Source organism: Stenotrophomonas veracruzanensis (assembly GCF_032911525.1).
In the GTDB taxonomy this organism is placed as follows: Bacteria; Pseudomonadota; Gammaproteobacteria; order Xanthomonadales; family Xanthomonadaceae; genus Stenotrophomonas; species Stenotrophomonas africana.
Genome location: NZ_JAWJTI010000013.1, coordinates 68,074 through 94,271, shown reverse-complemented (window position 1 = coordinate 94,271; position 26,198 = coordinate 68,074). Strand labels below are relative to the sequence as shown.

Below are 26,198 nucleotides of genomic sequence, written 5' to 3'. Positions count from 1 at the left end.
GCGACCTCTACGTCCCGAACGTAGCGCTCTACCAGACTGAGCTACACCCCGAAGGGAGCCGCCTATTCTAGCGATTCACCCCGATGGCGGCAAGGGGTGAATGCTGTTTTCTTCACACTGCCGAAGCAGTGCCACTTCAGGGAACAAAAAAGCCTGGACGACTTCACCAGGCTTGAATGCGACCACGTGAGTGGTCGGGGAGACAGGATTCGAACCTGCGACCTCTACGTCCCGAACGTAGCGCTCTACCAGACTGAGCTACACCCCGAAGGAGCCGCCTAAGATACCGTGTGAAGGCCCAGGCGGCAAGGTTTTTTTACAGCTCAGCGACGATTTTCTTTCTCGATGCGGTTCTGCTCGCGGGCTTCGAACCACATGCCGTTGAGGATGGCCACCGTCGAGGCGAGGCCGGCGCCGAGAATCCAGGCGAAATACCACATGGTCAATCTCCTTTGTTCAAGGGATGTGCCGGCCGTGGGCCGGCACACCGGCAATCAGTAAGCGTTCGGGTTGTTGCCCATCTCTTCGGTGGTGGTCTTGCCCTTCAGTACGCGGTACACCCAGGTGGTGTAACCGATGATGATCGGCAGGAACACCGCCGTGGCCAGCAGCATGATCCACAGGGTCAGATGGCTGGACGAGGCATCCCACACGGTCAGGCTGGACGTGGGCTGGCTCGAGGACGGCAGCAGGAACGGGAAGATGGCGAAGCCGACGGTCAGGATGATGCCGGCGATGGCCGCACCGGAGGCGATGAAGGCCAGGCCGCCGCGACGGGCACGCAGCAGCACCGCACTGGCCAGCAGGCCCGCCAGGCCGAGCAGCGGGGCCAGGATCGTGGCGGGCATCGCGCTGTAGTTGCGCATCCAGCCACCGGCGGCGCCAAGTTCAGCGGTCTTCAGCAGCGGATTGGTGGCGCCATCGGTGACCACCTGCGAGGTGATCTGGTAACCCGGCAGGCCGAAGGCCACCCAGGCGCCACCGACGGCGAACAGCACGAAGGCGATGATCGCGGCGATGCTGCCGAAGCGGGCCGCACGCTCGGCCACCGGCCCATCGGTCTTCAGCACCAGCATGGCGGCACCGTGGGCGACCAGCATCGACACGCTGAGCAGGCCGGCCAGCAGTGCGAAGGGCATCAGCAGGCCGAAGAACGAGCCGGTGTAGAAGATGCGCATGCTGTCATCGAAGTGGAACGGCACGCCCAGCACCACGTTGCCCACCGCCACGCCCATGATCAGTGCCGGGATGAAGCCACCGATGAACAGCGCCCAGTCCCAGGTGTTGCGCCAGCGCTCGCTGGGCATCTTGCTGCGGAACTTGAAGCCGACCGGACGCAGGATCAGGGCGAACAGGATCACGAACATCGCCAGGTAGAACCCGGAGAAGCTGACCGCATACAGCGGCGGCCAGGCGGCGAAGATCGCACCGCCACCGAGCACCAGCCACACCTGGTTGCCTTCCCAGACCGGGCCGATGGTGTTGATCACCAGCCGGCGCTCGGCATCGTTGCGGGCCACGAAGGGCAGCAGGGTGCCCACGCCCAGGTCGAAACCATCCATCACGGCAAAACCGATCAGCAGGATGCCGAGCAGCAGCCACCAGATCACGCGCAGCGTGGTGTAGTCCAGAAGAATGAAATCCATCTTGGTTCTCCTGCCTCAGGCCTGGCCGGCGGCCGGCGCCGAGGCATTGTGGGAAGCATGCGGCTGGGGCGACTGCAGCGACGGCAGCACCTCGTCCGGACCCTTGCGGATCGCCTTGAGCATCAGCTTGATCTCGACCACGATCAGTGCGGTGTAGATCGCGGTGAAGCCGGCCAGGGTCAGCACGATTTCATGCAGGGCCAGGCCCGATGCCGCATAGAAGGTCGGCAGCACGCCATCGACCGCCCACGGCTGGCGACCGTACTCGGCCACGAACCAGCCGCATTCGATCGCGATCCACGGCGCCGGCAGCGTCCACAGGGCCAGGCGCAGGAACCAGCGCTTGTCCTGGAAGTTGTTGCGGCAGGAGTAGTAGAAGGCCAGTGCGAAGAAGGCGATCAGGTAGAAGCCCAGGCCGGCCATCACCCGGAAGGTCCAGAACAGCGGCATCACGCGCGGCACGGTGTCCATTGCCGCCTGCGAGATTTCCTGCGGGGTGGCGTTGAGGATGTCATCGCGGTAGCGCTTGAGCAGCAGGCCGTGGCCCAGGTCCTGCCAGTGGCGGTCGAACATTTCACGCGCTTCAAGGTCGTTCTTGTTTGCACGCAGGCGTTCCAGCGCACCGTAGGCCAGCTGGCCGCCGCGCACGCGGTGCTCGGCGCGCTCGACCAGTTCCAGGATGCCCGGGATCGGCTGGTTCAACGAACGGGTGGCGATCAGGCCCATCAGGTACGGGATCTTCACCGCGTAGTCGTTCTGGTGGGTTTCCTGGTTCGGGATGCCGAAGGCGGTGAAGTCGGCCGGTGCACGCTCGGTCTCCCACATCGCTTCAATCGCGGCCAGCTTCATCTTCTGGTGTTCGCTGGCGGCGTAACCGCTCTCGTCACCCAGCACCACCACCGACAGCGACGACAGCAGGCCGAAGGCTGCGGCCACCGCGAACGAACGACGGGCCAGGTCCTTGTGCTTGTTGCGCAGCAGGAACAGGGCGCTGATCGCCATCACGAACACCGCGCCGGTCACGTACCCGGCGCTGACGGTATGCACGAACTTGGCCTGCGCCACCGGGTTGAACACCACGGCCATGAAGTCGACGACTTCCATGCGCATGGTTTCCGGGTTGAACACCGCGCCGGTCGGGTTCTGCATCCAGCCGTTGGCGATCAGGATCCAGATCGCCGACAGATTGGTGCCCAGCGCCATCAGCCAGGTCACCATCAGGTGCTTGACCTTGCTCAGGCGGTTCCAGCCGAAGAAGAACAGGCCGACGAAGGTGGCTTCCAGGAAGAACGCCATCAGGCCTTCGATCGCCAGCGGCGCACCGAAGATGTCACCCACGTAGTGGCTGTAGTAGGACCAGTTCATGCCGAACTGGAATTCCATGACGATGCCGGTGGCAACGCCCATGGCGAAGTTGATGCCGAACAGGACGCCCCAGAACAGGGTCATCCTGCGCCAGATCTCCTTGCCGGTCATCACATAGACGCTCTCCATGATGGCCACCATGAACGACAGGCCAAGCGTGAGCGGGACGAATAGGAAGTGGTACATCGCGGTCAGAGCGAATTGCAGCCGCGACAGTTCTACGACTGTCTGATCAATCATGGCCTGGCTACCTCGTTGGATAGTGCCGTTGCAGGTGGCGGGAAGGGTGGTCTACGACGTGAATGATGTGACCGACTACTTCAAACAGCCTTGATCCAGATCAATGTATGAACAGGTGCCCCGGTTGATCGTATGCCAACCTGATGAAGACTGCGACCGCCGGCCGCAGGGGCGGGCTATTGCCTGCGCCTACAATGCCGTGTCTCCCCCGATGCCCGTGAAGACCCCTTGAGCGCTGCCGAAACGACCCCTGACGGCCTTTCCCCGGAAGCTGAAACCGCCCGCCAGCGGCGTGTTCGTACGGCCTGGCTGGCCGATCTGGCACGGTCCGCCCGGGGCCGCCAGCGGCTGGCGGCGGTGTGCATCAGCCTGTCCGGCGGGTTGCTGGTCGGGCAGGCTGCGGCCATTGCCTGGTTGGTGCAGACGGTGCTGGTGGAGCGCGCACCGCTGGCGTCGGGTCTGCCGGTGCTCGCTGGACTGGCCGTGATCCTGGTGCTGCGCACGCTGCTGGGCAGTACCAGCCAGGCGGCTGCCGGTGATGTGGCCGATGCCGCGCGATTGGCGTTGCGCGAGCGTGTGTTCGCGCGTCTGCTCGGCCATGGGCCGCTGTGGCTGCGCCAGCGCCGCACCGGCGAGCTGGGCGAGCTGATGCTGCATCACGGCGACGCGATTGAAAGCTACTACAGCGGCTTCCTGCCGGTGCGCACCGAAGTGGTGGTGGTGCCCCTGCTGATCCTGGCCGCGGTAGCCTGGGTGGACTGGGTGGTGGCGTTGATCCTGCTGTTCACCGCACCGCTGGTGCCGTTCTTCATGATGCTGGTGGGCTGGGGCGCCGAAGCCGCCGGCCGTGCGCAACTGGGCGAGCTGGCGCGGATGAGCGGCCACTTCGCCGACCGCATCAAGGGCCTGGGCCTGCTACGCCTGTATGGCCGTGGCGAGGCCGAACTGGAAGGTATCGAGGCGGCTGCAGAAGGCGTACGCGTGCGCACCCTGAAGGTGCTGCGCATCGCCTTCCTGTCGTCCACGGTGCTGGAGTTCTTCGCCTCGGTGAGCGTGGCGATGGTCGCGCTGTACCTGGGCCTGAGGTACCTGGGCATGATGTCGCTGCACTCGACGGTGCCGACCCTGGGCGCGGGCCTGTTCTGCCTGCTGCTGGCGCCGGAGTTCTATGCGCCGCTGCGGCGTTTGGCTGCGCACTACCATGACCGCGCCAACGCACTGGCAGCGGCGGCCGAGGTTGAGCGTCTGCTGCAGTCGTTGCCGGACGAGCAGGGCCTGATCGAGAACGAGGTTGTACCGCTGGCGGTGGAGCCGGCCGAGGCCGCGTTGCCGCCGTTGCGGGCGCAGGGGCTGGTACTGCGCCCATTGGGCGCCCCCCACGATGTGCTGCAGGATCTGGATGTACTGCTGGAACCGGGCCAGCGGCTGGCCCTGGTCGGTCCCAGCGGATCCGGCAAAAGCACGCTGCTGGAAGCACTGGCCGGTTGGTTGCCGCCGCGTGCCGGCAAGCTGCAGTTGCGGCCCGGCGTGCAGGTGGCCTACGCGAGCCAGCGACCGTACCTGTTCCATGGCAGCATCGCCGACAACCTGCGCCTGGCCGATCCCGGTGCCAGCGATGCGCGCCTGCGCGCGGTGGCCGAGGCCTCGCAGGTGCTGCAGTTCGCGCAGCGCCTGCCGCAGGGCCTGGATACGGTGATCGGCGAACGCGGCTTTGGCCTGTCCGGTGGCGAAGCGCGCCGTATCGGCCTGGCCCGCCTGTTGCTGCGCGACCCGCAGGTGCTGCTGCTGGACGAACCCACCGCGTTCCTCGATGCCGATACCGAAGCGGCGCTGCTGCGCAGCCTGGCAGCCTATGCACGTGGACGCAGCGTAGTGGTTGCCACCCACAGCCCGGCGGTGATCGCCTGGGCCGACCGTTGCCTGCTGTTGCCGGAAGGCCGGCTGGTGGAACCGGCACAGGCGGTGCGCGCATGAGTCGTTCGCCTGATTCGCTGCGCGCGGTGTTTCTGCGCCATCGTCCGCGCCTGCTGCTGACCGTGCTGCTGCTGTGGATCACGATGCTGGCCGGCACCGCCCTGCTGGGCCTGTCCGGTGGTTTCCTTACTGCGGCCGCGCTGGCAGGTGCTGCGGGCCTCGGCCAAGGCTTCAATTTCTTCTCGCCCTCGGCCGGCATCCGTGGCCTGACCATGGCACGCATCGTGTCGCGCTACTTCGAAAAGCTGGTCGGCCACGACGCTACCTTGCGCATCGCCCGCGACCTGCGTGTGTGGTTCTTCCGCCGCGCGCTGCCGCTGGCGCCGGCACGGCTGGGTGCTACGCGCACTGGCGAGCTGCTGGCGCGCCTGCTGGGGGACATCGGCGAAGTGGATGGGCTGCTGGTGCGTGCGATCGGGCCGCTGGTGGCGCTGGGCGCGCTGTCACTGGTGGCGGTCGCCTCGGCAGCGCTGATCCTGCCCTCGGCAGCGGTACTGCTGGCGGTGCTGGCGCTGCTGATCGCCTTCGGTGTGCCGTGGCTGGGCGTGCGTGGTCGTGACGATGAGGAGGCCGACCGCGCCGCGCATCGCGCTGCCCTGCGTACCGCGGCCTTCGAAGGACTGGAAGGCGCGGGAGATCTGGCTGCGCTGCACGCCGATGCGGCGTGGCAGCTGAAGGTACGCGTGGCCGCCAAGCAGCTGGCTTCGCGGGATCGTCGTCGGCGCTGGCGCCTGATCGCGGCCTCGACCCTGCATGGCTTGGTGGCTGGGATGGGCCTGGTGGCGATGCTGGCATTGGCCCTGCATGCGGCCGAACAGCAGCGCATCGCGCCGGAAATGGCGGCGGGGCTGGTGTTCCTCACTGTGGCGCTGATCGAGCTGTGGGCGGGCATGGGCCTGGCCTGGCAGTCGCTGCAGTCCGGGCGCATCGCCGCCGGTCGCCTGCAGGCCATCGTCGAGCAACCGCCGACGGTGGAGGATCCGCTGGCACCGCAGGCGGTGCCACAGTCCGCGCGCGTGCATTGGGATGACGTGCATTTCCAGTGGCCGGGTGCTGCGCGGCCGGTGCTGTGCGGTCTGCAGCTGACCCTGGCGCCGGGCGAGCGCATCGCGATTCGCGGTGACAGCGGCAGTGGCAAGACCACGCTGTCGAGCCTGCTGCTGCGGCTGTGGGATCCGCAGCAGGGACGGCTGACCTACGGTGGCCGCGATCTGCGTGATTTCGCCCAGGCCGACTGGCACCGGCAACTGGCGTGGCTGCCGCAGAACGCGCCGGTGTTTGCCGGCACTGTGGCCGGGAACCTGCGGTTGGGTGATCCCGATGCCAGTGACGCAGCGTTGTGGGCGGTGCTGCGTCGCGTGCGCTTGGGCGAATGGGCCGAGCGCAACGGCGGCCTGCAGACCTGGGTGGGCGAGAACGGCGCGACGATGTCGGCCGGCCAGGCGCGGCGCCTGGCGCTGGCGCGCGCGCTGCTGCGCAATGCGCCGATCCTGCTGCTGGACGAACCCACCGAAGGCCTGGACGTGGATACTGCACGTGCGCTGCTGCAGGATCTTTCCGGGCTGCTGGACGGGCGCAGCCTGCTGATGATCACCCACGACGACCTGCCCGAAGGCGTGGTCGATGCGCAGTACCGGCTGCGTGACGGGGCCCTGGTCCGCGAACTTTGACCGATGCACAACCATGCTTGGCGTGGATCTACTGTAGAGCCGAGCCCATGCTCGGCTTCGTGCAGAGGCAGCCGAGCATGGGCTCGGCCCTACAGGTTGGCTATCGCGAGAACTCGCGCAGCATCACCGTGATCGAGGCCACGTTGGCCAGCACGCACAGCCAGAACACCCACTGGAATGCGGCCTTGCGGTGCTTGTGGCGGAACATCGCCTGGCCCAGCAGCGCGCCGGGCCAACCGCCGGCAAAGGCCAGCAACTGCAGTGTGCGCTCGGGAATGCGCCACTGCTTTCGCTGCGCCGCGCGCTTGTCGTGGCCGTAGAGGCCGAACGACACCGCACTGGCCAGCAGGCACCAGCCGCCCAGCCACAGTGACAGCACGCCGCTGATCATCAGCGCGATCAACGCGCCGAACGCGGCCAGCGCCAGGTTGCGCCGCCAGCCCACTTACAGCGCGTCGAGGAAGCCGCGCACGGCCGGGCCGAAACGATCGAAGTCGACCAGGAAGGCGTCGTGGCCCTGCGGTGACTCCAATCCGATGAAATGCGCTTCAGCGCCTCCGGCACGCAGGCCGTCGGCGACCTGTTGCTGCTGCTGCACCGGGAACAGGATGTCGGTGTTGGCGCCGATGGCCAGCGCCTTCTCCACCCGGATCTTCGCCAGCCCCGCCAGCACATCGCCATCGGCGTACTCGGCCAGGTCGAACCAGTCCATCGATCGGCTCAGGTACAGATAGCAGTTCGGGTCGAAGAAACGCACGAAGCGTCGCGCGTGCCCTTCCAGATAGCTTTCCACCTGGAATTCCAGGCCGAACGGATCATCATCGGTCTGGTCCGAATCCAGCCGCACGCGGCCGAAACGGCCGTCCCATTCCAGTGCCGAGCGATAGGTGATCACGCCCAGCTTGCGCGCCATGCGCATGCCGGACTCGGGGTATTCGGCATCGTCGTAGTGGCCGCCATTCCAGCGCGGATCGAGACGGATGGCCTCGCGCTGCAGCGAGCGGATCGCGATGGAGAACGGCAGCGCCTGCGCACTACCGGAAATGTTGACGTGGCTGCGCGCGATGCCCGGGTGCAGCATCAGCACGGCGAGCGCGGTCATGCCGCCCATTGAATTGCCGACCACGCAGGCCAGCTGTTCGATGCCCAGGGCGCGCACGACGTCGATCGCGGCGCGCGCGCCGTCTTCGATCGACAGTTCGGGGAAGTCGAGACGATACGGTTGGCCGGTGGCCGGGTTGATCGAGGCCGGACCGGTCGAGCCCTTGCAGCTGCCCAGCGAGTTCACGCAGACCACGAACCAGCGGTCGGTATCGATCGCCTTGCCGGGGCCCACCATCCCTTCCCACCAGCCCGCTGCCGGGTTGGCGTCGTTGGCTGCCGCGTGTGCATCCGGCGACAGGCCGGTCACGATCAGGATCGCGTTACTGGCGTCGGCCGCCAGTGTTCCCCAGGTTTCATAGGCCACGCGCGCGCCGTGCAGGGCGCCGCCGCGCTTGAACGGGAAGGGCGAGGGCAGGGCGTGGAAGCGGGTGCCGGGCGGGATGAATTCGGTCATGCAGGCATTCTAGCGGGGCCGCATGTGGAGCTGGCGACACGCTGGTTTCCATCGGCGATGCACCCGGACCGGATCGTCACATTCACGCATGGCGCGGATCTACTGTAGAGCCGAGCCCATGCTCGGCTGCCGTTGGTTTCCCAGCATTCCGCAGCCGAGCATGGCTCGGCTCTACGGGTCAAGGGAACCGCAGCTCCACCACGCCCTCATGCGGCAGGCTCACCTTCACCGGGATGCTCTGCAGGTCATCCTCGCTGCGGTTGGCGCTGCCGGTGCGCGAGATGCGTGCCAGCACTTCCACTTCGCGATGTGCGGACAACGGCGCGGTCGGCATCGGACTGTCTCCGTCGCCCAGCCCGACCGTGGCCGGGAGGCCGGCCAGGGGCAGCTTGCGAGCGGCCACCGGCATCGGCGGGCCGCCGACGGCACGGGCCAGCACGAACACCCGGGTGCTGGCGGGCCACTCGTTCGCCTTCATTGCAGGTAGCTGTACGCGGACCCGCAGCAGTGCCGGCGCGGCTGCAGGGGGAGTATCAGGCGTCTGGCCGGCGGCTTCACGCGCGATGGCGATCTGCGCCTGCAGCGCCTGTGCGGCCCCGGGTTCCAGGCGCGGCAGCAAGCCGCTCCAGACGTCGGCAGCCTCGGCATTCTTTCCGCGCTGGCGCAGGGCGATACCCAGCAGCCAGCTGGCGCGCTCGGCATCGGGCGCCAGCGCACGAGCCTGCTGCAGCCACGCCATCGCGGTGTCATCGAACTGCTTGCCGGCATCGGCCTGCGCACGTGCCTGTGCCGCTTCCACCAGCACGCCGGGGTCTTCCGGGGCGAGAGTGGCGGCCCGCGCGAACGCGTCCGCCGCAGCTGAGGCATTGCCCAGTTCGGCCTGCGACCGGCCCAGCAGCGCCCAACCATCGGCCCGCTGCGGGTCACGCTTCAGTGCATCCTGCAGGGCCTGCACGCCATCGCGCAGGGTGGCTACCGATGGCGTCGGTTGCACCTGTGCTGCACGCGGATCACCGACCAGCAGATACAGGCAGGCGCCGGCCACGCCCAGTGCGAACACGCCGACCACGAAGCCGCGGCGGCCAGAGTGGCGCAGCGGCCACAGCACCAGCACTGCCATCAGCGCAGCAACGAGCCCAGCCAGCACCGGCAGCCAATGGCTCACCATCCGTCTCCTTCATCGGCCTTGCCGGCCGCTGCGGCGCCAACCGTACGGCCACGGCGGCGGACGATGCCCAGCACCACCAGAGCACCCGCACCGAGCATCAGCAGGGGACCGCCCCACAGCAGCCAGGTACCCGGCTGCAATGGTGGCTGGTAGAGCACGAACTCCCCGTAGCGCGCGACCAGGAACTGCTTGATCTGCGCGTCGTCGTGGCCCTGCTGCATCAGCTGCAGCACTTCGCGGCGCAGGTCCTGCGCGATCTGCGCGTTGGAATCGGCCAGCGACTGGTTCTGGCACTGCACGCAGCGCAGCTGCGCGGCCAGGTCGTGAAAGCGGCGTTCTTCGGCGCCATCGCGGAACTGCAGCGGCTGCGGATCATGCAGCGGCTGCTGTGCCACCGCGGCCAGCGGCAGCATCAGAAGCAGCAGCGCCAGCAGCGCCAGCAGCCAGCGCATGGGCTCAGGGCGCCGTGTGCAGCGTGCTGCCGGCATTGCCCTGGGCCTTCTCGATCTTTTCCAGCGCCGGAATCAGCTTCTCGTCGACCACGCGCTGGGACATCGCACCGCTGTACTTCCAGCGCACGATACCGCTGCCGTCCACAAGGAAGGTCTCCGGTGCGGCGGTCACACCCCAGTCGATCGCGGTGCGGCCCTCGACATCGCTGAGCACGACCATGAACGGGTTGCCCAGCTGTTCCAGCCAATGCAGGGCATCGGTCGGGTCGTCCTTCCAGTTGTAGCCGATCACGCGCACGCGCTTGCTCTCGGCGAAACGGGTCAGCACCGGGTGTTCCTCGCGGCAGGCCGCGCACCAGCTGCCCCACACGTTCAACAGATACGGCGCGCCGCGCAGGTCGTCGCTGTGCACGATCATTTCCGGGTCGTGCAGCACCGGCAGGGCGAACGCCGGCGCCGGCTTGTCGATCAGCGCCGATGGCAGCACGTCGCGCTGCGGGTCACCTGATTTCATCACCCCGTAGATCATCAGCCCGAGCAGGCCGAAGAAGAACAGCACGCCGATCACGATGGCTACCGGCGGCAGCGGGCGGGAGGGGCGCGGGGCGGGGGACTCGGACATGGAAACTCCTACGGACGACGGAAACGGCGGTCGGCGGCGGCGATGAATCCACCCAGGGCCATCAGCAGCGCGCCCAGCCAGATCCAGCGCACGAACGGCTTGATGTGCACCCGTACCGCCCATGCATTGTTGCCCAGCGGCTCGCCCAATGCCACGTAGACGTCGCCGTCGAAGCGTGCATCGATGCCGGCCTCGGTCATCACCTGGCCGCCGCTGGCGTACTGGCGCTTCTCCGGGTGCAGCAGGGCCAGTTCGCGGCCGTCGTGGAACACCCGCAGGTGACCGCGGTCAGCGATGAAATTGGGGCCTTCGCGATGGTCCACGCCTTCGAAGCGCACTTCGTAGCGACCGACCACCAGCTGCTGGCCCGGGGCCAGCGCCACTTCGCGCTGCACGTTCAAGGCTTCCACCAGCAGCGCGCCGGCCAGGAACACGGCGATGCCGGCGTGGGCAACGATCATGCCGAGCATTTCGGCGGTGAAGCGGCCGTTGCCGCGCAGTCGCTGCCAGACGAAGCGTGCGGTACCGAGTGCGACCCAGGCCGCAGCGGCCACGCCGATGCCGGCCTTCCAGCCGTTCTGCGGCGCCTGCCACCAGGCCAGCGCGCCCAGCAGCAGCGCCAAGCCCAGCCACGGTGCCAGCAGCGCGAAGGCGCGCGAGGGCTGGTCACGCTGCCATTTCACCAGCGGGCCGAACGGCAGCAGCAGGATCATCGGTGCCATCAGCAGCAGGAACAGGCTGCCGAAGTAGGGCGGGCCGACCGAGATCTTGCCCAGCGACAGCGCATCGGCCAGCAACGGATACAGCGTGCCGAGCAGCACCATCGCGCAGGCCGTGGCCAGCAGCAGGTTGTTGGCCAGCAGCAGGGTCTCGCGCGAGGTGGCGGTGAAGCCTCGGCGTGGATCGTCGGCGTCCACGCTCAGCTGGCTGGCGCGCAGGGCGTACAGCAGCAGGCTGCCACCGACCAGCACCGACAGGAAGACCAGGATGAACAGGCCGCGCGAGGGATCGGCTGCGAACGAATGCACGCTGGTCAGCACGCCGGAGCGCACCAGGAAGGTGCCCAGCAGTGACAGCGCGAAGGCGGCAATCGCCAGCAACAGCGTCCAGCTGCCGAAGGTGCCGCGCTTTTCGGTGACGGCCTGCGAGTGGATCAGTGCCGCACCGACCAGCCATGGCATGAAGCTGGCGTTCTCCACCGGGTCCCAGAACCACCAGCCGCCCCAGCCCAGCTCGTAATAGGCCCACCAGCTGCCCAGCGCGATGCCCAGGGTCAGGAAACCCCAGGCGACGTTGGTCCACGGCCGCGTCCAGCGCAGCCAGCGTGCGTCGACGCGGCCTTCCAGCAGCGCCGCTACCGCGAATGCGAAGGGAACGGCGAAGCCCACGTATCCGATGTACAACATCGGCGGATGGATGATCAGCCCCGGGTCCTGCAGCAGCGGGTTGAGGTCGCGACCTTCCAGCGGCGCCGGGTTCAGGCGCAGGAACGGATTGGAGGTGAAGATCAGGAAGGCGAGAAAGCCGACGCTGATCACGCCCATCACTGCAAGCACGCGCGCCTGCACCGGTGCCGGCAGGTGCCGCGAGAACAGCGCCACCGCGCCGGTCCATAGGGCCAGCACCAGCGCCCACATCAGCAGCGAGCCTTCGTGCGCGCCCCAGACCGCCGAATAGCGGTAGATCATCGGCAGCAGCGAATTGGAGTTCTCGGCCACGTAGCGCACCGAGAAATCCTGCTGCACGAACGCGGCGGTCAGCACCGCGAACGCGCCGGCGAGCAGCAGCAGCTGCGCGAAGGCAGCAGGCCGTGCCACCGCCATCCATGCCGTGTTGCTGCGATGCGCGCCAACCAGTGGCAGGCTGGCCTGCAGCAGCGAGGCCAGCAACGCGCACAACAGCAGGATCTGACCCAGTTCGGGCAGCACTCAGCGCACCTCGGGTGCCGTTACCGGCACGTCGTGCTTGCGATGGGCGTCGCCCATCTTGTCGGCTACTTCCTTCGGCACGTACTTCTCATCGTGCTTGGCCAGCACCTCGTCGGCGACGAAGGTGCCGTCCTGCAGGCGACCAGTGGCGACCACCGCGGTGCCTTCGGCAAACATGTCCGGCAGGATCCGCGACGTGGTCACTGCCAGCTGGGCATCGCCGTCGGTCACTTCAAATCGTGCTTCCAGCGAGCCGACCGGTCGGTTGAAGGAACCTTTCACCACCATGCCGCCCAGGCGGAAGCGCGACTGCGCATCGACATCCCCGCGCAGCACTTCCGAAGGTGTGTAGAGGTAGGCGATGTTGCGTTCCAGCGCCATCGCCACCAGCGCGGTGGCCAGCCCGGAGGCGAGCAGGGCCAGCAGTACCCAGGCCAGGCGACGGCGTTGTACCGGCGTCATCGTTCCAGCTCCGTCGACAGCGGCGCTGCAGCATCCTGTTTGACGGCGCGGGTCTGCTGCCGCTGCTGACGGGCCAGCGCCAACCGGCGTGCCACACGCAGGCGCAGCCATGAACCGATGGCATCGGCGCCGAGCACCAGTACGAACACGGCGTAGGCGCCGATCACATAGGGCAGGTGGGTCATGATCGGGCCTCCCCGGCCGCACGTGCGGCATCGACGCGGCCACCGACCCAGGCCTTGCCGGCCTCGCGGTCGAGATTGTCGGCGCGGGCCTTGGCCAGCACCGAGCCGGCGAACCAGAACTTGGTGCCGATCACCATCCACCACAGTGGCGCGATCATCGCGCTGCTGATCGCCGATTCACCGAACACGCTGATCGACTGGCGCTGGTGCAGGCCGCCCCACCAGTCCACCGAGTAGCGGATCACCGGCAGCAGGCTGACACCGACGATGGCCAGCAGGCCGGCCGCGCGCGCGGCGCTGCGGCGGTCCTCGATGGCGTGGTACAGGCCGATCACGCCCAGGTACAGGAACAGCAGCACCAGCTCGCTGGTCATGCGCGGGTCCCAGTCCCACCAGGTGCCCCAGGTGCCCTTGCCCCAGATGCTGCCGGTCAACAGGGTGATCAGGGTGAAGCCGGCACCCATCGGCGCACACGCCATGGCCAGGATCTCGCAGACCTTGATCCGCCAGATCAGGGCGATGGCGGCATACAGCGCCATCAGCGCGAACACGAACAGGCTCATCCAGGCACTGGGCACGTGGATGTAGAGGATGCGGAAGCTGTCCAGCTGCTTGGCTTCCGGCGGCACCACCAGCAGCGCCTGCCACATGCCGACCAGTAGCACCGGCACCGCAGCCAGGTAGAACACCCGCGACCAGCGGGCAGCGAAGCGGTCGAACGTGGGAGGCGAACCGAGTTGGTGGAACCAGCGGACAATCGGATTCATGCGTGGCGGCTATCCAGCAGGGGTGGATTGGCTCTCAGCTCGGTCAACTCAGAGAAATACGTATTGCAGCGGCAGTGGCCAGCGGTGCCAGCACCAGCGCGACCAGCAGGCCGGCGCCCAGCATCAGCAGCGCACCGACCGGATCCTGCCCGCGTCCGGCTGCCACCAGACTGCCTGCGCCGAACACCAGCACCGGCACGTACAGCGGCAGCGACAGCAACGCCACGAGAATACCAGAGCGTCGGATGCCCACGGTCAGCGCGGCGACCACGCCACCGATCAGGCTCAGCAACGGCGTTCCCAGCAGCAACGATGCCAGCAACATCGGCAGCTGGTCATGCGGCAGATGCAGCATTTCGGCCAGCAGCGGGCTGACCACGATCAACGGCAGGGCGGTGGTGGCCCAGTGCAGCAGCACGCGCACCAGCACCAGCCAGGCCAGCGGCACCGGCGCCAGCAGCCATTGTTCCAGCGAGCCGTCTTCGGCATCGGAGCGGAACAGTGAATCCAGCGACAGCTGCCCGGCCAGCAGCACAGCAAGCCACAGCACTGCGCCTGAGGTGGCGGCCAGCAGGTTTGGCTCGCGGCCCTGGGCCAGCGCGAACAGCACCACCACCAGCACCGCGAACAGCAGCGGCTGCAGCGCGTCGCCGCGGCGCCGCCAGAGCAGGCGCAGGTCGCGCTTGAGCAGGGCGCCTGCGGTCTGCCACAGGCCCGGTTCGGTGCCCGGCGCGATCATGCGGCACCGCCGAGGTCGAGCTGGCGGGTCCGCACCGGCGGTGCGGCATAGGCGCCGTGGGTGGTGACCAGCGCAGCGCCACCGGCGCGCAGGTGCGCGGAAATCATCCGGTTGACCAGAGTGATGCCCTCCAGGTCGAGGTTGGCGTAGGGTTCGTCGAGCAGCCACAGCGGCGCCGGCGACAGCCAGATGCGCGCCAGTGCCAGCCGCCGCTTCTGCCCGGCCGATAGATGCCGCACAAGGGTTTCCTCATATCCGGCCAGGCCGACAATGGCCAGCGCGTTGCCCGGCATCTGCCGTGCGCGGCGGCCGTGCAGGCCGCACAGGAAGTGCAGGTTCTCCAGCGTGTCCAGGTCTGGCTTCAGGGCCGGCAGATGGCTGAGGTAGGCCACGTAGCGTGCACGTTCGGCATTGTTGGCCGGCTTGCCGTCGATCCGCACCTGCCCGGCCCCGGGCCGGGCCAGGCCGGCCAGCACGCGCAGCAGGGTGGTCTTGCCGGCGCCGTTGCCGCCCTGCACCAGCAGGGCTTCGCCGGCGTCCACATGGAAGTCCAGCGGGCCGAACACCGGCTCGTCATTGCGGGAAAAGCTCAGGCCGCTGGCAGCCAGCAATGCAGGGGTGTTCAAGGGGCAAAGGTCTTCATGCCGGAGTGCGGCGGCAATTGTAGCGGTGAATGCCGATGGTAGTGGCGGCCTCTGGCCGGCAATTTCGCCACCTGCCAGCCGAAGTTGCCGGCCGGCGGCCGGCACTACCGACGCGCGGATTGCGTAAACTCGCAGGTCTGTTCCCCCACAGCCCAGGCCGATGCAACCCACCACCAAGCTGCCCAAGGTCGGTACCACGATCTTCACCGTGATGTCCCAGCTCGCCGCCGAACACGGCGCGGTCAACCTGGGCCAGGGTTTCCCGGATTTTTCGGCGCCGCAGCGCCTGATCGACGAGACTGCCAGGGCGATGGCCGCCGGGCTGAACCAGTACCCGCCGATGACCGGCGTGGCACCGCTGCGCCAGGCCATCGCGCAGAAGGCGCTGGACTGCTACGGCGCGCAGGTCGATGCGGACAGCGAGATCACTGTCACCAGCGGTGGCACCGAGGCCATTTTCAACGCCATCCACGCCGTGGTGCGTGCCGGCGAGGAAGTGATCGTGCTCGACCCGGCCTATGACTGCTACGAACCGGCGATCGACCTGGCCGGTGCCAAGGCCGTACATGTGTCGCTCGATCCGCAGACGTTCGCCGTCGACTGGGACCGCGTGCGTGCGGCGATCACCCCGCGCACCCGCATGTTGATCGTCAATACCCCGCACAATCCGTCCGGCGCGATGCTGTCGGCGCAGGACATGCAGGCACTGGCCGAGCTGCTGCGTGGCACGCAGATCTACCTGATCTCCGATGAGGTGTACGAACACATCATCTACGACGGCCGCCGCCATGAATCGGCGCTGCGCTACCCGGAACTGCGCGAGCGCGCGTTCGTGATCTCCAGCTTCGGCAAGACCTACCACTGCACCGGCTGGAAGATCGGCTATGCGATCGCACCGCCGGCGCTGACCGCCGAGTTCCGCAAGGTGCACCAGTACAACACCTTCACCAGTTTCGGCCCGGCGCAGTACGGCTTCGCCGCGATGATCCGTGACGAGCCCGAGCACCACCTGGAGCTGGGCGCGTTCTACCAGGCCAAGCGCGACCGCTTCCGCGAGCAGCTGGCCGACACCCGCCTGAAGGCGTTGCCGGTGCCGGGTGGCTACTTCCAGCTGGTCGACTATTCGGCCATCAGCGACCTGCCGGACCATGAGTTCGTGAAGTGGCTGACCATCGAGAAAGGCGTCACTGCCATTCCGTTGTCGCCGTTCTACGAGAATCCGCCGGCCGGCCAGCGGCTGGTGCGCCTGTGCTTCGCCAAGAACGAAGCGACCATGGACGCGGCGATCGAACGCCTGCGCCTGTTGTGAGCGGAGGGCTGAACATGCAGGACCTGCGCATTTCCCTCGTCCAGGGCGACACCCGCTGGCATGACCCGGCGGGCAACCGCGCCTACTACGGTGCGCTGCTGGCGCCGCTGGCCGGCAGCACCGATCTGGTGATCCTGCCGGAGACCTTCACCAGTGGCTTCTCCAACGACGCCATTGCCCAGGCCGAAGGCATGGACGGCCCGACCGTGGCCTGGGTGCGCGAGCAGGCCCGAGCCTTGAACGCAGCGATGATCGGCAGCGTGCAGCTGCGTGATGGCGAAGGCGTCTACAACCGCCTGCTGTTCGCCACGCCCGATGGCAACCTGCAGTACTACGACAAGCGCCACCTGTTCCGCTACGGCGGCGAGCACGAGCGTTATGCCGCCGGCCGCGAGCGCCTCAGCGTGGAATGGAAGGGCTGGCGGATCAATCCGCAGGTCTGCTACGACCTGCGTTTCCCGGTGTTCTGCCGCAACCGCTTCAATGTGGAGCGTCCGCAGCAGCTGGACTTCGACCTGCAGATCTTCGTCGCCAACTGGCCGTCGGCACGCGCCTATGCGTGGAAGACACTGCTGCGTGCACGCGCGATCGAGAACCTGTGCTTCGTTGCTGCGGTGAACCGCGTCGGCATTGATGGCAACCAGCTCCATTACGCCGGCGACAGCGCGGTTCTGGATTTCCTCGGCCAGCCCCAGGTGGAAATCCGTGAGCGCGAACAGGTGGTCACCACCACTATTTCGGCCGAGGCGCTGGCCGCGCATCGCGCGCGCTTCCCGGCCATGCTTGATGCCGATGCCTTCCACCTGGACGAGCAGGCCTGAGCGACGGCCTGAACGCCGCTGCACCAGGGCGCGCGCCTGCATTCAACCTGCACGCGCGCGCTGCTAGATTCGCCGCCAGACCGCCCGAACTGGAAGTCCTGCCATGAAATCGCCCTTCGCCCTGCTGCTGGCCCTGGCCGCCGCGTCGCTCGCTCCGGCTGCGCAGGCTGCCGGCAATCTCGACTGCGAGCTGAGCTACAACCTGTCCGGCTGGTCGCTGATCTACAAGACTGCCTCCGGCAATGGCACGGTCACCTGCAGCAACGGTGCCAGCATGCCTGTGCACATCCAGATGAAGGGCGGTGGCCTGACGGTGGGCAAGTCGAAGATCACCAACGGGCGCGGCAACTTCACCGGCGCGATCAGCATCGAACAGCTGCTGGGCACCTACGCGTCGGTCGGTGCACATGCCGGTGCGATGAAATCCAGCAATGCGCAGGTGATGACCAAGGGCGACATCTCACTGGCCCTGTCCGGTACCGGCAAAGGCTGGGACCTGGGCGTGGACGGCACCGCGTTCACCCTCAGCCGGCGCTGAGGCGCGACGGCTCGGCAGCTCCCCAGCTGATGCGGATGTAGTGCTGTTCGGAGTCGCTCAATAACCGTTCGACACCGAAACCATTCTTCAGTAGCTGCGCGACCACGTCTTCGACGAGCTGCTCGCTGGCCATTACCTGGTTGAAGCCGAACACGATGTAGCGTCGGCCATTTTCCGAGCCGATCTGGATAGCGTTGTCGAGATCGCGGTAGAACAGTTCGATTGGGCGCTTGGCAGCATCGGCGTTGGCGCGGGCCTGTTCGGCGGTGATGGTGATCACGGGCATCTGTCTTGTGTGGGAGAGCGCGCACGATAGCCGGGGAATCAAAACCATTCCCGGGAGGCGCGCACAGTGCGCTGCTTTTGCAGCAATTCCTAGGCTGTAACGGGACGCTGCCGCTGCAGCCACAAGGCCAGCAGGCCACACACGATGAGGGTCGGTGCCAGCAGTTGCACTGCACCGACCAGCGCCATCGCCGCACCGATCAACAGGTAGTAGAGCAGGCCGAACAGCGCGCCTGCGCTGCCGAGGCAGTGTGGATAGCCACGCAGGGCCTGGCCAAGCACATTGGGAATGGCAAGGCCGAAGCCCGTCACCACCGGCACCATCGCCGCGACCACGGCAGGGTGATCATGCAGCAGCGCAGCCAGGCCTCCCGTCAGAACCAGGCCTGCGGCGATGCGGATACGCGTGGTTGTGGCAACGCCTGCACGCAGCAGGCGGCCATTGCCCCACGCGCCCAATGCCGAGCCCAGTGCCAGCACCGCGCCGCTGGCGCCGAACCAGGTGGCTGGCCAGTGCAGGCGCGCGAACACGAAGGGGCCGAGTACATACCAGCTGTACATCGCCACGTTGAAGGCCATCACCAGCAACGCGTGTGACCAGATCCAGCGATCGCGCAGCAGCTGCCGCAGCAGCGGCAGCATGGGCGTATGCGGGATCTCTGCAGGGCGACTTTCACGCAGGCCTGCCAGGCATGCCACCGCCAGCAGGGCAGCGATCAGCAGCAGGCCGGACTGTACGCCGACATAGCCATGGGCGGCGACCAGCAGCGTGCCCAGTGCAAGGCCGATGGCCGGGCTCAGGGCCAGGGCCATGCCGATCCAGGAGAATGCCTGCGCCAATGCCGGCCCCCGCAGATGGTCGCGCAGCACGGTCTGGGTGACCACCGAAGCGGCGGCGGCGCCGACTGCGGCCAGCGCCTGGGCCAGCAGTACCTGGCCGAAGCTGCCTGCCATCAGGCCGCCCAATGCAGCCACTGCGAAGACGCCGAGGCCACAGAGAAGGGCGGGGCGGCGACCGAGGCGATCGGCCAGGCGCCCCCACAGCAGCACGCCTGCAGCGAAGCCGAACAGGTACAGGCTCATGGCCTGGCTGGCGGCACTCGGCGGCAAGGAGAAGCGTTTGGCCAGATCGGCCAGGGCCGGGCTGTACAGGGTCTGTGCCAGCTGCGGAAACATCAGCAGTGCAATGGTCAGCAACAACAGGCGGCGCGACATGCGGGCGCTCCAGGAACAGGGCCGCGCATTGTGGTCGCGTCCGCAATGGCGCACCCTGTCTAATCTGTCATTGGATGTATGAAATCAGACATGGCCTGGTTGCAGCCGGACGCGCACTTCGACGCCGATGCCTGGAGCGCTCCGGTGCTGGGTATCGCGGCCTCACTGGCGGATCACGATTCGGGTTGGCACCAGCACGCACGCGCGCAGCTGCTGTACACCCGGCAGGGCTGTACACGCCTGACTTACGGTGATCGCATCAGCCTGCTGCCGCCCGCGCGCGCCGCGTGGATCCCGGGTGGGCTGCGCCATCGCGCGCAGATGCGCCAGGCGGTCGACTACCGTTCGTTGTACTTCGACGCCAGCCTGGCGGCCCAGCTGCCCCGGCAGCCGGCGATCATCGGCGTGGGTCCGCTGCTGCAGGCGTTGCTGGAGCCGATCGCACAGGCACCGTTCGACCAGGACTGGCAGGCGCCGCGTGCGCACCACCAACTGGCGTTGTGCGTGCTGGAAATCGCCGCTGCACCGGTGGCGCCGATGGACCTGCCTTTACCGCGTGATCCACGAATCACTCGTTGCCTGCCGCTGGCCGAACAGCTGCCGCCCGAACTGGGCGAGCTGGCCGCGCGCACGGGCCTGAGCGCGCGTACCGTCGGCCGGTTGATGCAACGTGATACCGGCATGAGCTATCAGGCCTGGCGCCAGCAATGGCGCCTGATGCGGGCCATGGAGCTGCTGCTGCTCGGCCGTCGCGTCGCGCATGTGGCCCAGGACACCGGCTTCTCCGCCGAGAGCCCGTTCATCGCCTTCTTCCGCAGCATGACCGGCACCACGCCCGCCGCGTTCCAGCGCCACGCAAAAGGGGACGGAGGGGATTAAGTCGCTTTCGCCCCTTTGATGTACATCGTGGCAAAAACGACTTAATCCCCTCCGTCCCCTTTTCAACGAAAAACCCCGGCCGGAGCCGGGGTTTTTCATTTCAGTCGGGTCGGTGATCAGCCGCCGCGCGGGCCGCTGCGGCGCGGGCCGCCCGGACCGCGGTTGCCGCCGGGGCCGCCCGGGCCACGGTTGCCACCCGGACCACCCGGGCCGCGATTACCGCCCGGACCACGGTTGCCGCCGCCCGGACCACGACCGCCCGGACGGGCGCCCTGCGCCGGCTTCGGGCTGCCATACGGATTGAAGCCCGGGGTGGCGTGGTCGGACGGGAAGCTCGGGGCATTGCCCGGATGGCCGTACGGGTGCTTGTTGCCCTGGCCCTGCGAGCGGTTGCCCGCACCGGCCGGACGGCCCTGGCCGCCTGCGCCGCTACGGCCTTCGCCGCCGAAACCGCCACGGCCCTGGCCGCCACCGGCGCCTGCGCCCGGACCCTTCGGCTTGCCGTACGGACGGCCCTGGCCGCCAGCACCCGGACCACGGGCACCCGGGCCACGTGCGCCCGGACCGGCATTGCGATGGCCGCTCGGGCCGGTGCTCACGCCATCCGGCACGTACCAGGTGCGGAACGCCGCCGGATTGCCTTCCGGCAGCGAACGATCGTTCTTCTGGGCGCGCTGCTTGAACGGCTTCTGCGACTGCTTGGCTGCCGCTTCACCGCTGACCGTCAGGCCGCCCTTGAAGCCGCCACCCTTGCCGCCGCGACCACGGCCGCGGTCTTCGCGGACGTTGTCGAAACGACGCAGCTCGCGGCCTTCGTCGGCGGTGTTGTGGCCGTTGACATAGGCATTGCCGCGGCCACCTTCGCGCACGCGCACGGTGGTCTTGGCGGCGCGGCGCTGGCCGATCACCGGCTGCAGCGTCAGTGCCGACGGTGCGCCTTCTTCCAGTTTCAGCTGCGCGCGCAGGGCTTCCACCTGGGCGGTGCCCAGTTCCACCGAATGGCCACGGGCCAGTTCGCGCGGCAGGCTCACCTTGCCATAGCGGGTGCGCTTCAGGCGGCTGACCTGGCAGCCCTGCGATTCCCACAGGCGGCGCACTTCGCGGTTGCGGCCTTCCTTCACCACGACGCGGAACCAGTCGTGCGAATCGGTGCCGCCGATGCGTTCGATCTCGTCGAACTTGGCCGGGCCGTCTTCCAGTGCCACGCCACGGGTGAGGCGGTCGACGATGGCGTCGGAGACCTTTTCCTCGCCTTCCGGCGCACGCACGCGCACCACGTACTCGCGCTCGACCTCGAACGACGGGTGCATCATGGCGTTGGCCAGTTCACCGTCGGTGGTGGCCAGCAGCAGGCCGGTGGTGTTGATGTCCAGGCGGCCGATCGCGATCCAGCGCGCGCCCTTCAGCGGCGGCAGCGATTCGAACACGGTCGGGCGGCCTTCCGGATCATCGCGGGTGGTCACTTCGCCTTCCGGCTTGTTGTAGACCAGCACGCGCGACGGCTCGGCCAGGGCGGTGGCGACGAAGCCACGGCCATCCAGTTCGATCTTGTCGCCGCTCTTGACCGACATGCCGGTCTGCGCGACTTCACCGTTGACCTTGACCAGGCCTTCGGCGATGCGCTGTTCCAGCGCGCGGCGCGAGCCGAGGCCGGCCTGGGCCAGCACCTTGTGCAGGCGCTCTTCCAGCTTGAACTGTTCGGAGGTGGCTTCGCGCTTCAGCGAGAGCTTGTTACGGGGGGTGTCACTCATCAGTTTTGCTCCGGCCGACGGTTTCGAGGTCGGCCTCTGGTTCGGAATCGGCTTGGTCAACAGCCACGGTCGTCATCGCGACGGCGTTGTCTTCGCGTTCGTTCACTGGCACCGCGCGCTCGCCCGGCGCGGAATCGGGGTGCCCATCATCGAGGGGCGAAGGTGCTTGCTCATCGGAAGCCGCCGCAGGAGCTGCGTCGGCGGAATCGGGGGTGTCACTGCCGGCCAGGCCGGCATCATCGTTCGCGGCAGCGCCTTCGTCGCCGGCCGAGATGTCAGGACCGTCGGCGCTTGCTGCTGCCGGCGCATCGCGGTCCAGGGACAGCTGGGGTTCCAGCTCGCCCAGGTCCTTCAGTTCCGACAGTGGCGGCAGCTCATCCAATCGCTTCAGGCCGAAATAATCCAGAAAGCCCTTGGTGGTGCCGAACAGCGCCGGCTTGCCGGGCACATCGCGGTGACCGACCACGCGGATCCACTCGCGTTCTTCCAGCGCCTGGATGATGTTGCTGCTGACCGCCACGCCGCGTACCTGCTCGATCTCGCCGCGGGTGATCGGCTGCCGGTAGGCGATCAGCGCCAGGGTTTCCAGGGTGGCGCGGGTGTAACGGGTCTTGCGTTCGGTCCACAGCCGGCTGATCCAGCCATGCACTTCGCCGGTGACCTGGTAGCGGAAGCCGGAGGCGACCTCGACCAGTTCCACGCCGCGCCCTTCGCAGGCCTCGCGCAGGCGTTCCAGTGCGCGTTCGATGCTACCCGGAGGTGCCGGTTCCTCTTCCGGGAACAGATCCTTCAGCTGGGCCAGGGTGAGCGGCTGGCTGGAGGCCAGCAGGGCACCCTCGACAATGCGGTTGATCAGCAATTGATCCATCGGCAGTCAGCGCTCACTCGTCTGCATTGGCGGCGTCGTTGTCGTCGAATTCGCTGCTGAACTGCAGCGGGGCATTGGTGTTGCCGGCGGCCAGCGATTTCACGTAGATCGGCGCCAGCGGTTCTTCCTGGACGATGTCCAGCAGCTGTTCCTTGGCCAGCTCCAGCACCGCCAGGAACGTGACCAGCACACCCAGCTTGCCTTCTTCGGCCGTGAACAACCCTTCAAAACGATAGAACTTGCCATCTTCCAGGCGTCCCAGCACTTCGCCCATGCGTTGCCGCACGCTCAGTGCCTCACGCTTGATGGCGTGGCCGCTGAACAGCTCGGCGCGCTTGAGCACGTCGTGCAGCGCCAGCAGCATCTCCTTCAGGTCCACCGGCGGCGGCAGCTTCACCGTGGCGCGTTCGGGCATGAAGGCATGCGCCACCGTCGTGTCGCGATCCTGGCGGGGCAGGGCGTCGATGTCCTCGGCGGCCTGCTTGAAGCGTTCGTACTCCTGCAGCCGGCGCACCAGTTCGGCGCGCGGATCGGCCTCATCGCCTTCCTCGCTGACCGGGCGCGGCAGCAGCATGCGTGACTTCACCTCGGCCAGGATCGCCGCCATCACCAGGTACTCGGCGGCCAGCTCGAAGCGCAGCTCGCGCATCACGGTGATGTATTCCACGTACTGCCGGGTGATCTCGGCAACGGGAATGTCCAGGACATCCAGGTTCTGGCGGCGGATCAGGTACAGCAGCAGGTCCAGTGGGCCTTCGAAGGCATCCAGGATGACTTCCAGCGCGTCCGGCGGAATGTACAGGTCCTGCGGAATCTGCAGGACCGGTTGCCCATGCACCACGGCCAGCGGCATTTCCTGCTGCTGGGGGGCGGGCGGCCGGGTTGGCGGGTTCGCGTCGAGCGCGAGTTCGGAAGTCATCTAATGGACATCAGGATTGCAACGGACCAGTCGCGGCACCGGGTTCGCCGGGCCAACGCCACGGAGCCCCAGGGCACCAGACACGCCGGGATCGGCGCGATTCCACACATATCAAACAGCAGGACGCGCCGCAGGAAACGGCAGCGACGGAACTACGGGGAGGTCGTCTACGTGGCCCGGCCAGGTGGACCGGTTTGAAGCAGCGGGACGGTCGTCGGGGGCTGCGTTGGCCGCAAAAACCGACGGGCTGCTGCATCCAGCCACGTGCAATGGAGCCTAGGGTAAGCCTTTGTCGCGCCAGTGTCCAGCCGGGCCGGGGCGGGGGCCGCATTGGCTAGAATCTGCGCACCCGACAACGCAAGCGAGGAAATGCCGTGTGGTATGTGATTGAAGGCTATGACGGCCAGGATGTGCTGGCGCAGCGGCTGCAGGCGCGGCCGGAGCACCTGGCGCGGCTGCACGCGCTGCGTGACGAAGGCCGCCTGCTGCTGGCCGGGCCGTGCCCGGCGGTGGACAGTGAAGACCCCGGCCCGGCCGGTTTCAGTGGTTCGGTGGTGATCGCGCAGTTCGAATCGCTGCTGCAGGCCCAGGCCTGGGCCGACGCCGACCCTTACGTTGCGGCCGGCGTCTACACCCGCGTACAGGTGCGTCCGTTCCGCAAGGTGCTGCCGTGAACGCGGAACGGATCTCGCGAATGCGTGATGCGCTGCAACAGGCGCTGGTCCCCAGCGTGCTGGAAATCGAAGACGACAGCCATCGGCATGCCGGCCACGCCGGTGCGCGCGACGGTCGCGGCCATTTCAACGTGCATGTGGTCAGTGAACGCTTCGCCGGACTGGGCCCGCTGGCCCGGCATCGCGCGGTGTACGCCGCACTGGGGTCGATGATGGAGACCGATATCCACGCGCTGTCCATCCGCGCACATACCCCGTCAGAACAGGGCTGAGCCCTTGTCCCGCACTGTCCTGGCCGGGCCGCACGGGCCTCGCCGCGGACAGATTTTCATGTCCATTTCGGGACATTCGCCTAACGGACTGTTTACAAGCCCAGATGGAAACGCTTACATTCCGCGCCAATGCTGGTAGGTCCAAGCCGTGGAGGGCGGCTTCGTGAACAAGGCAGCTATCACAATCAAAGACGTCGCTCGCGAAGCCCGGGTCTCCGTGGCCACGGTTTCCCGCGCGCTCAACGGGCATGAAAATGTCGCCGAACCGGTCCGCCAGCTTGTGCTGGAGGTCGCCGCACGGCTGCGTTACACCCCGCACGCCGCCGCCCGCAGCCTGAGCAGCCGCCGCACCAATACGGTGGGCGTGGTGCTGCCGGATCTGTACGGCGAGTTCTTCTCCGAGCTGATGCGTGGCATCGACAACGTCGCCCGTAGCCGCCGCCAGCACCTGCTGGTGTCCAGCTATCACGGCGACCAGGAACAGCAGGGCGCGGCCCTGCGCGCCATGCGCGGTCGCGTCGACGGCCTGCTGGTGCTCTCGCCCTATGCCGAGAGCCCCGGTTTCCTGACCGACAACCTGCCGCAGTCGTTGCCGACGGTGTTGATCAACACCTATCTGCCCGGGCAGGACCACCCGGTGCTGAGCATTGACGACCATGCCGGTGCGATGGCGATGACCCGCCACCTGCTGGACGCCGGCCACCGCCGCATTGCATTCATTTCTGGCCCGGACCTCAACTTCGACGCGCGCGAGCGCCTGCGCGGCTTCCGTGACGCGCTGGTGGCTTTTGGCAGTGGCGCCGAGGGCATCGAGCTGCCCGGTGATTTCGACGAAGCTTCCGGCCATCGCGCCGGTCAGGAGTTGCTGGCAGCCGGAGCGCTGCCCGATGCCGTGTTCGCCGCCAACGACATGATGGCCCTGGGCTGCCTGTATGCGTTCACGCAGGCAGGGGTCCGTGTTCCGGCCGATGTCGCCCTGGCGGGTTTCGATGACATTCCACTGGCGCGTTTCGTCCACCCGTCGCTGACCACCATGCAGGTCAGCATCGCCGAGCTCGGCGACCGGGCCATGACGCGCCTGCTGCAGTTGATGGACGGCACCTCCACGGACGGGACAGGGGACAAGCAGACCCTGGTTCCCCGCTTGATAGTTCGCGATTCCACCACTCCGCCATCGGGCCATTGAAGCCAGAGGCGTTCCTTCTTTTTTGATTGATCGCAGGTACCGCGCAAGCGGTTACCGCCAC

28 protein-coding genes and 1 tRNA gene are annotated in these 26,198 nt (G+C 67.4%); 9 read left to right on the top strand and 20 right to left on the bottom strand.

Going from position 1 to position 26,198, the window contains the following annotated elements:
- Positions 1-191: 191 nt before the first annotated feature.
- The 4 genes from R1H25_RS10955 to R1H25_RS10940 all read right to left on the bottom strand — a co-directional run bounded on the left by R1H25_RS10955 (position 192) and on the right by R1H25_RS10940 (position 3,251).
- Positions 192-268, bottom strand: a tRNA-Pro gene (locus R1H25_RS10955).
- 55 nt (positions 269-323) lie between these two features.
- A complete protein-coding gene (cydX, locus tag R1H25_RS10950; RefSeq protein WP_005410354.1) occupies positions 324-440 on the bottom strand; it encodes a cytochrome bd-I oxidase subunit CydX in 117 nt (38 codons plus the stop codon).
- 54 nt (positions 441-494) lie between these two features.
- The gene (gene cydB, locus R1H25_RS10945; RefSeq protein ID WP_049435076.1) at positions 495-1,646 is read right to left on the bottom strand and encodes a cytochrome d ubiquinol oxidase subunit II; all 1,152 of its coding nucleotides are present in this window, start codon (positions 1,644-1,646) and stop codon (positions 495-497) included.
- A gap of 15 nt (positions 1,647-1,661) precedes the next feature.
- Positions 1,662-3,251 carry a cytochrome ubiquinol oxidase subunit I gene (locus R1H25_RS10940; protein WP_088480219.1) on the bottom strand — a complete coding sequence of 530 codons (1,590 nt, stop codon included), beginning with the start codon at positions 3,249-3,251 and terminating at the stop codon, positions 1,662-1,664.
- A 228-nt stretch (positions 3,252-3,479) separates the two neighbouring features.
- Between R1H25_RS10940 and cydD the strand changes: the two genes are divergently transcribed.
- Entirely contained in the window at positions 3,480-5,225 is a 1,746-nt protein-coding gene (cydD, locus tag R1H25_RS10935; protein WP_317223582.1) for a thiol reductant ABC exporter subunit CydD, read from the top strand.
- Positions 5,222-6,895 (top strand): thiol reductant ABC exporter subunit CydC, encoded by a 1,674-nt coding sequence (gene cydC, locus R1H25_RS10930; RefSeq protein WP_317223581.1) that lies wholly within the window; start codon positions 5,222-5,224, stop codon positions 6,893-6,895. The genes cydD and cydC overlap by 4 nt, the downstream gene beginning before the upstream one ends.
- A 100-nt stretch (positions 6,896-6,995) precedes the next feature.
- On the opposite strand, the gene R1H25_RS10925 is transcribed toward cydC, so the two are convergent.
- The 11 genes from R1H25_RS10925 to ccmA form a co-directional block, all read right to left on the bottom strand.
- Positions 6,996-7,340: a DUF1294 domain-containing protein gene (locus R1H25_RS10925; protein ID WP_317223580.1), complete on the bottom strand. Its 345-nt coding sequence runs from the start codon at positions 7,338-7,340 to the stop codon at positions 6,996-6,998.
- A complete protein-coding gene (locus R1H25_RS10920; protein WP_317223579.1) occupies positions 7,341-8,453 on the bottom strand; it encodes a homoserine O-acetyltransferase in 1,113 nt (370 codons plus the stop codon).
- Positions 8,454-8,631: 178 nt separating this feature from the next.
- The gene (locus tag R1H25_RS10915) at positions 8,632-9,621 is read right to left on the bottom strand and encodes a tetratricopeptide repeat protein (protein WP_317223578.1); all 990 of its coding nucleotides are present in this window, start codon (positions 9,619-9,621) and stop codon (positions 8,632-8,634) included.
- Entirely contained in the window at positions 9,615-10,073 is a 459-nt protein-coding gene (locus R1H25_RS10910; protein WP_317223577.1) for a cytochrome c-type biogenesis protein, read from the bottom strand. Before R1H25_RS10910 ends, R1H25_RS10915 begins: the two co-directional genes overlap by 7 nt.
- 4 nt (positions 10,074-10,077) lie before the next feature.
- Positions 10,078-10,695: a DsbE family thiol:disulfide interchange protein gene (locus tag R1H25_RS10905; RefSeq protein ID WP_057500201.1), complete on the bottom strand. Its 618-nt coding sequence runs from the start codon at positions 10,693-10,695 to the stop codon at positions 10,078-10,080.
- A gap of 8 nt (positions 10,696-10,703) precedes the next feature.
- Positions 10,704-12,623: a heme lyase CcmF/NrfE family subunit gene (locus R1H25_RS10900; RefSeq protein WP_317223576.1), complete on the bottom strand. Its 1,920-nt coding sequence runs from the start codon at positions 12,621-12,623 to the stop codon at positions 10,704-10,706.
- Positions 12,624-13,085: a cytochrome c maturation protein CcmE gene (gene ccmE, locus R1H25_RS10895; RefSeq protein WP_049447362.1), complete on the bottom strand. Its 462-nt coding sequence runs from the start codon at positions 13,083-13,085 to the stop codon at positions 12,624-12,626.
- Positions 13,082-13,270 (bottom strand): heme exporter protein CcmD, encoded by a 189-nt coding sequence (locus R1H25_RS10890; RefSeq protein ID WP_032129786.1) that lies wholly within the window; start codon positions 13,268-13,270, stop codon positions 13,082-13,084. The genes ccmE and R1H25_RS10890 overlap by 4 nt, the downstream gene beginning before the upstream one ends.
- Positions 13,267-14,037: a heme ABC transporter permease CcmC gene (gene ccmC / locus R1H25_RS10885; protein ID WP_049447363.1), complete on the bottom strand. Its 771-nt coding sequence runs from the start codon at positions 14,035-14,037 to the stop codon at positions 13,267-13,269. The genes R1H25_RS10890 and ccmC overlap by 4 nt, the downstream gene beginning before the upstream one ends.
- Positions 14,038-14,080: 43 nt before the next feature.
- On the bottom strand, positions 14,081-14,776 hold the full coding sequence (gene ccmB / locus R1H25_RS10880) for a heme exporter protein CcmB (RefSeq protein ID WP_317223575.1): 696 nt from the start codon (positions 14,774-14,776) through the stop codon (positions 14,081-14,083).
- Entirely contained in the window at positions 14,773-15,402 is a 630-nt protein-coding gene (gene ccmA, locus R1H25_RS10875) for a heme ABC exporter ATP-binding protein CcmA (RefSeq protein ID WP_049447365.1), read from the bottom strand. The genes ccmB and ccmA overlap by 4 nt, the downstream gene beginning before the upstream one ends.
- Positions 15,403-15,580: 178 nt before the next feature.
- Between ccmA and R1H25_RS10870 the strand changes: the two genes are divergently transcribed.
- The 3 genes from R1H25_RS10870 to R1H25_RS10860 all read left to right on the top strand — a co-directional run bounded on the left by R1H25_RS10870 (position 15,581) and on the right by R1H25_RS10860 (position 18,088).
- A complete protein-coding gene (locus tag R1H25_RS10870) occupies positions 15,581-16,729 on the top strand; it encodes a pyridoxal phosphate-dependent aminotransferase (protein ID WP_317223574.1) in 1,149 nt (382 codons plus the stop codon).
- Positions 16,730-16,743: 14 nt separating this feature from the next.
- The gene (locus R1H25_RS10865; RefSeq protein ID WP_317223573.1) at positions 16,744-17,550 is read left to right on the top strand and encodes an amidohydrolase; all 807 of its coding nucleotides are present in this window, start codon (positions 16,744-16,746) and stop codon (positions 17,548-17,550) included.
- 103 nt (positions 17,551-17,653) lie between these two features.
- Positions 17,654-18,088, top strand: coding sequence for a hypothetical protein (locus R1H25_RS10860; protein WP_317223572.1), 435 nt, complete (start codon positions 17,654-17,656; stop codon positions 18,086-18,088).
- Here R1H25_RS10860 and R1H25_RS10855 read toward each other — a convergent pair.
- Positions 18,075-18,374, bottom strand: a complete 300-nt coding sequence (locus R1H25_RS10855) for a hypothetical protein (RefSeq protein ID WP_317223571.1) — start codon at positions 18,372-18,374, stop codon at positions 18,075-18,077. The genes R1H25_RS10860 and R1H25_RS10855 overlap by 14 nt on opposite strands.
- Before the next feature lie 89 nt (positions 18,375-18,463).
- On the bottom strand, positions 18,464-19,588 hold the full coding sequence (locus R1H25_RS10850; protein ID WP_317223570.1) for an MFS transporter: 1,125 nt from the start codon (positions 19,586-19,588) through the stop codon (positions 18,464-18,466).
- A gap of 90 nt (positions 19,589-19,678) precedes the next feature.
- Between R1H25_RS10850 and R1H25_RS10845 the strand changes: the two genes are divergently transcribed.
- Positions 19,679-20,467, top strand: a complete 789-nt coding sequence (locus tag R1H25_RS10845) for a helix-turn-helix transcriptional regulator (protein ID WP_088480232.1) — start codon at positions 19,679-19,681, stop codon at positions 20,465-20,467.
- A 116-nt stretch (positions 20,468-20,583) separates the two neighbouring features.
- Here R1H25_RS10845 and R1H25_RS10840 read toward each other — a convergent pair whose 3' ends face one another.
- Genes R1H25_RS10840 through R1H25_RS10830 form a run of 3 tightly spaced genes read right to left on the bottom strand, consistent with a single transcriptional unit; the run spans position 20,584 to position 24,005 of the window.
- Positions 20,584-22,218 carry a pseudouridine synthase gene (locus tag R1H25_RS10840; protein WP_049447371.1) on the bottom strand — a complete coding sequence of 545 codons (1,635 nt, stop codon included), beginning with the start codon at positions 22,216-22,218 and terminating at the stop codon, positions 20,584-20,586.
- On the bottom strand, positions 22,211-23,086 hold the full coding sequence (gene scpB / locus R1H25_RS10835; RefSeq protein WP_088480234.1) for an SMC-Scp complex subunit ScpB: 876 nt from the start codon (positions 23,084-23,086) through the stop codon (positions 22,211-22,213). The genes R1H25_RS10840 and scpB overlap by 8 nt, the downstream gene beginning before the upstream one ends.
- Before the next feature lie 13 nt (positions 23,087-23,099).
- Complete coding sequence (locus tag R1H25_RS10830; protein ID WP_010486714.1) at positions 23,100-24,005, bottom strand: ScpA family protein; 906 nt, start codon at positions 24,003-24,005, stop codon at positions 23,100-23,102.
- Positions 24,006-24,379: 374 nt separating this feature from the next.
- Between R1H25_RS10830 and R1H25_RS10825 the strand changes: the two genes are divergently transcribed.
- The 3 genes from R1H25_RS10825 (at position 24,380) to R1H25_RS10815 (ending at position 26,137) form a co-directional block, all read left to right on the top strand.
- Positions 24,380-24,679, top strand: coding sequence for a YciI family protein (locus tag R1H25_RS10825; RefSeq protein ID WP_032129789.1), 300 nt, complete (start codon positions 24,380-24,382; stop codon positions 24,677-24,679).
- A 20-nt stretch (positions 24,680-24,699) separates the two neighbouring features.
- Positions 24,700-24,951: a BolA family transcriptional regulator gene (locus tag R1H25_RS10820; RefSeq protein ID WP_057500212.1), complete on the top strand. Its 252-nt coding sequence runs from the start codon at positions 24,700-24,702 to the stop codon at positions 24,949-24,951.
- Between the two features lie 148 nt (positions 24,952-25,099).
- Complete coding sequence (locus tag R1H25_RS10815) at positions 25,100-26,137, top strand: LacI family DNA-binding transcriptional regulator (RefSeq protein WP_049447374.1); 1,038 nt, start codon at positions 25,100-25,102, stop codon at positions 26,135-26,137.
- Positions 26,138-26,198: the final 61 nt, after the last annotated feature.

Bases quoted from the DNA above. Each gene is read 5' to 3' on its own strand.
- cydX (WP_005410354.1), bottom strand. From the start codon at position 440: ATGTGGTATTTCGCCTGGATTCTCGGCGCCGGCCTCGCCTCGACGGTG.
- cydB (WP_049435076.1), bottom strand. From the start codon at position 1,646: ATGGATTTCATTCTTCTGGACTACACCACGCTGCGCGTGATCTGGTGG.
- R1H25_RS10940 (WP_088480219.1), bottom strand. From the start codon at position 3,251: ATGATTGATCAGACAGTCGTAGAACTGTCGCGGCTGCAATTCGCTCTG.
- cydC (WP_317223581.1), top strand. From the start codon at position 5,222: ATGAGTCGTTCGCCTGATTCGCTGCGCGCGGTGTTTCTGCGCCATCGT.
- R1H25_RS10920 (WP_317223579.1), bottom strand. From the start codon at position 8,453: ATGACCGAATTCATCCCGCCCGGCACCCGCTTCCACGCCCTGCCCTCG.
- R1H25_RS10915 (WP_317223578.1), bottom strand. From the start codon at position 9,621: ATGGTGAGCCATTGGCTGCCGGTGCTGGCTGGGCTCGTTGCTGCGCTG.
- R1H25_RS10910 (WP_317223577.1), bottom strand. From the start codon at position 10,073: ATGCGCTGGCTGCTGGCGCTGCTGGCGCTGCTGCTTCTGATGCTGCCG.
- R1H25_RS10905 (WP_057500201.1), bottom strand. From the start codon at position 10,695: ATGTCCGAGTCCCCCGCCCCGCGCCCCTCCCGCCCGCTGCCGCCGGTA.
- ccmE (WP_049447362.1), bottom strand. From the start codon at position 13,085: ATGACGCCGGTACAACGCCGTCGCCTGGCCTGGGTACTGCTGGCCCTG.
- R1H25_RS10890 (WP_032129786.1), bottom strand. From the start codon at position 13,270: ATGACCCACCTGCCCTATGTGATCGGCGCCTACGCCGTGTTCGTACTG.
- ccmC (WP_049447363.1), bottom strand. From the start codon at position 14,037: ATGAATCCGATTGTCCGCTGGTTCCACCAACTCGGTTCGCCTCCCACG.
- ccmB (WP_317223575.1), bottom strand. From the start codon at position 14,776: ATGATCGCGCCGGGCACCGAACCGGGCCTGTGGCAGACCGCAGGCGCC.
- R1H25_RS10870 (WP_317223574.1), top strand. From the start codon at position 15,581: ATGCAACCCACCACCAAGCTGCCCAAGGTCGGTACCACGATCTTCACC.
- R1H25_RS10865 (WP_317223573.1), top strand. From the start codon at position 16,744: ATGCAGGACCTGCGCATTTCCCTCGTCCAGGGCGACACCCGCTGGCAT.
- R1H25_RS10860 (WP_317223572.1), top strand. From the start codon at position 17,654: ATGAAATCGCCCTTCGCCCTGCTGCTGGCCCTGGCCGCCGCGTCGCTC.
- R1H25_RS10855 (WP_317223571.1), bottom strand. From the start codon at position 18,374: ATGCCCGTGATCACCATCACCGCCGAACAGGCCCGCGCCAACGCCGAT.
- R1H25_RS10850 (WP_317223570.1), bottom strand. From the start codon at position 19,588: ATGTCGCGCCGCCTGTTGTTGCTGACCATTGCACTGCTGATGTTTCCG.
- R1H25_RS10845 (WP_088480232.1), top strand. From the start codon at position 19,679: ATGGCCTGGTTGCAGCCGGACGCGCACTTCGACGCCGATGCCTGGAGC.
- R1H25_RS10840 (WP_049447371.1), bottom strand. From the start codon at position 22,218: ATGAGTGACACCCCCCGTAACAAGCTCTCGCTGAAGCGCGAAGCCACC.
- scpB (WP_088480234.1), bottom strand. From the start codon at position 23,086: ATGGATCAATTGCTGATCAACCGCATTGTCGAGGGTGCCCTGCTGGCC.
- R1H25_RS10830 (WP_010486714.1), bottom strand. From the start codon at position 24,005: ATGACTTCCGAACTCGCGCTCGACGCGAACCCGCCAACCCGGCCGCCC.
- R1H25_RS10820 (WP_057500212.1), top strand. From the start codon at position 24,700: ATGCGTGATGCGCTGCAACAGGCGCTGGTCCCCAGCGTGCTGGAAATC.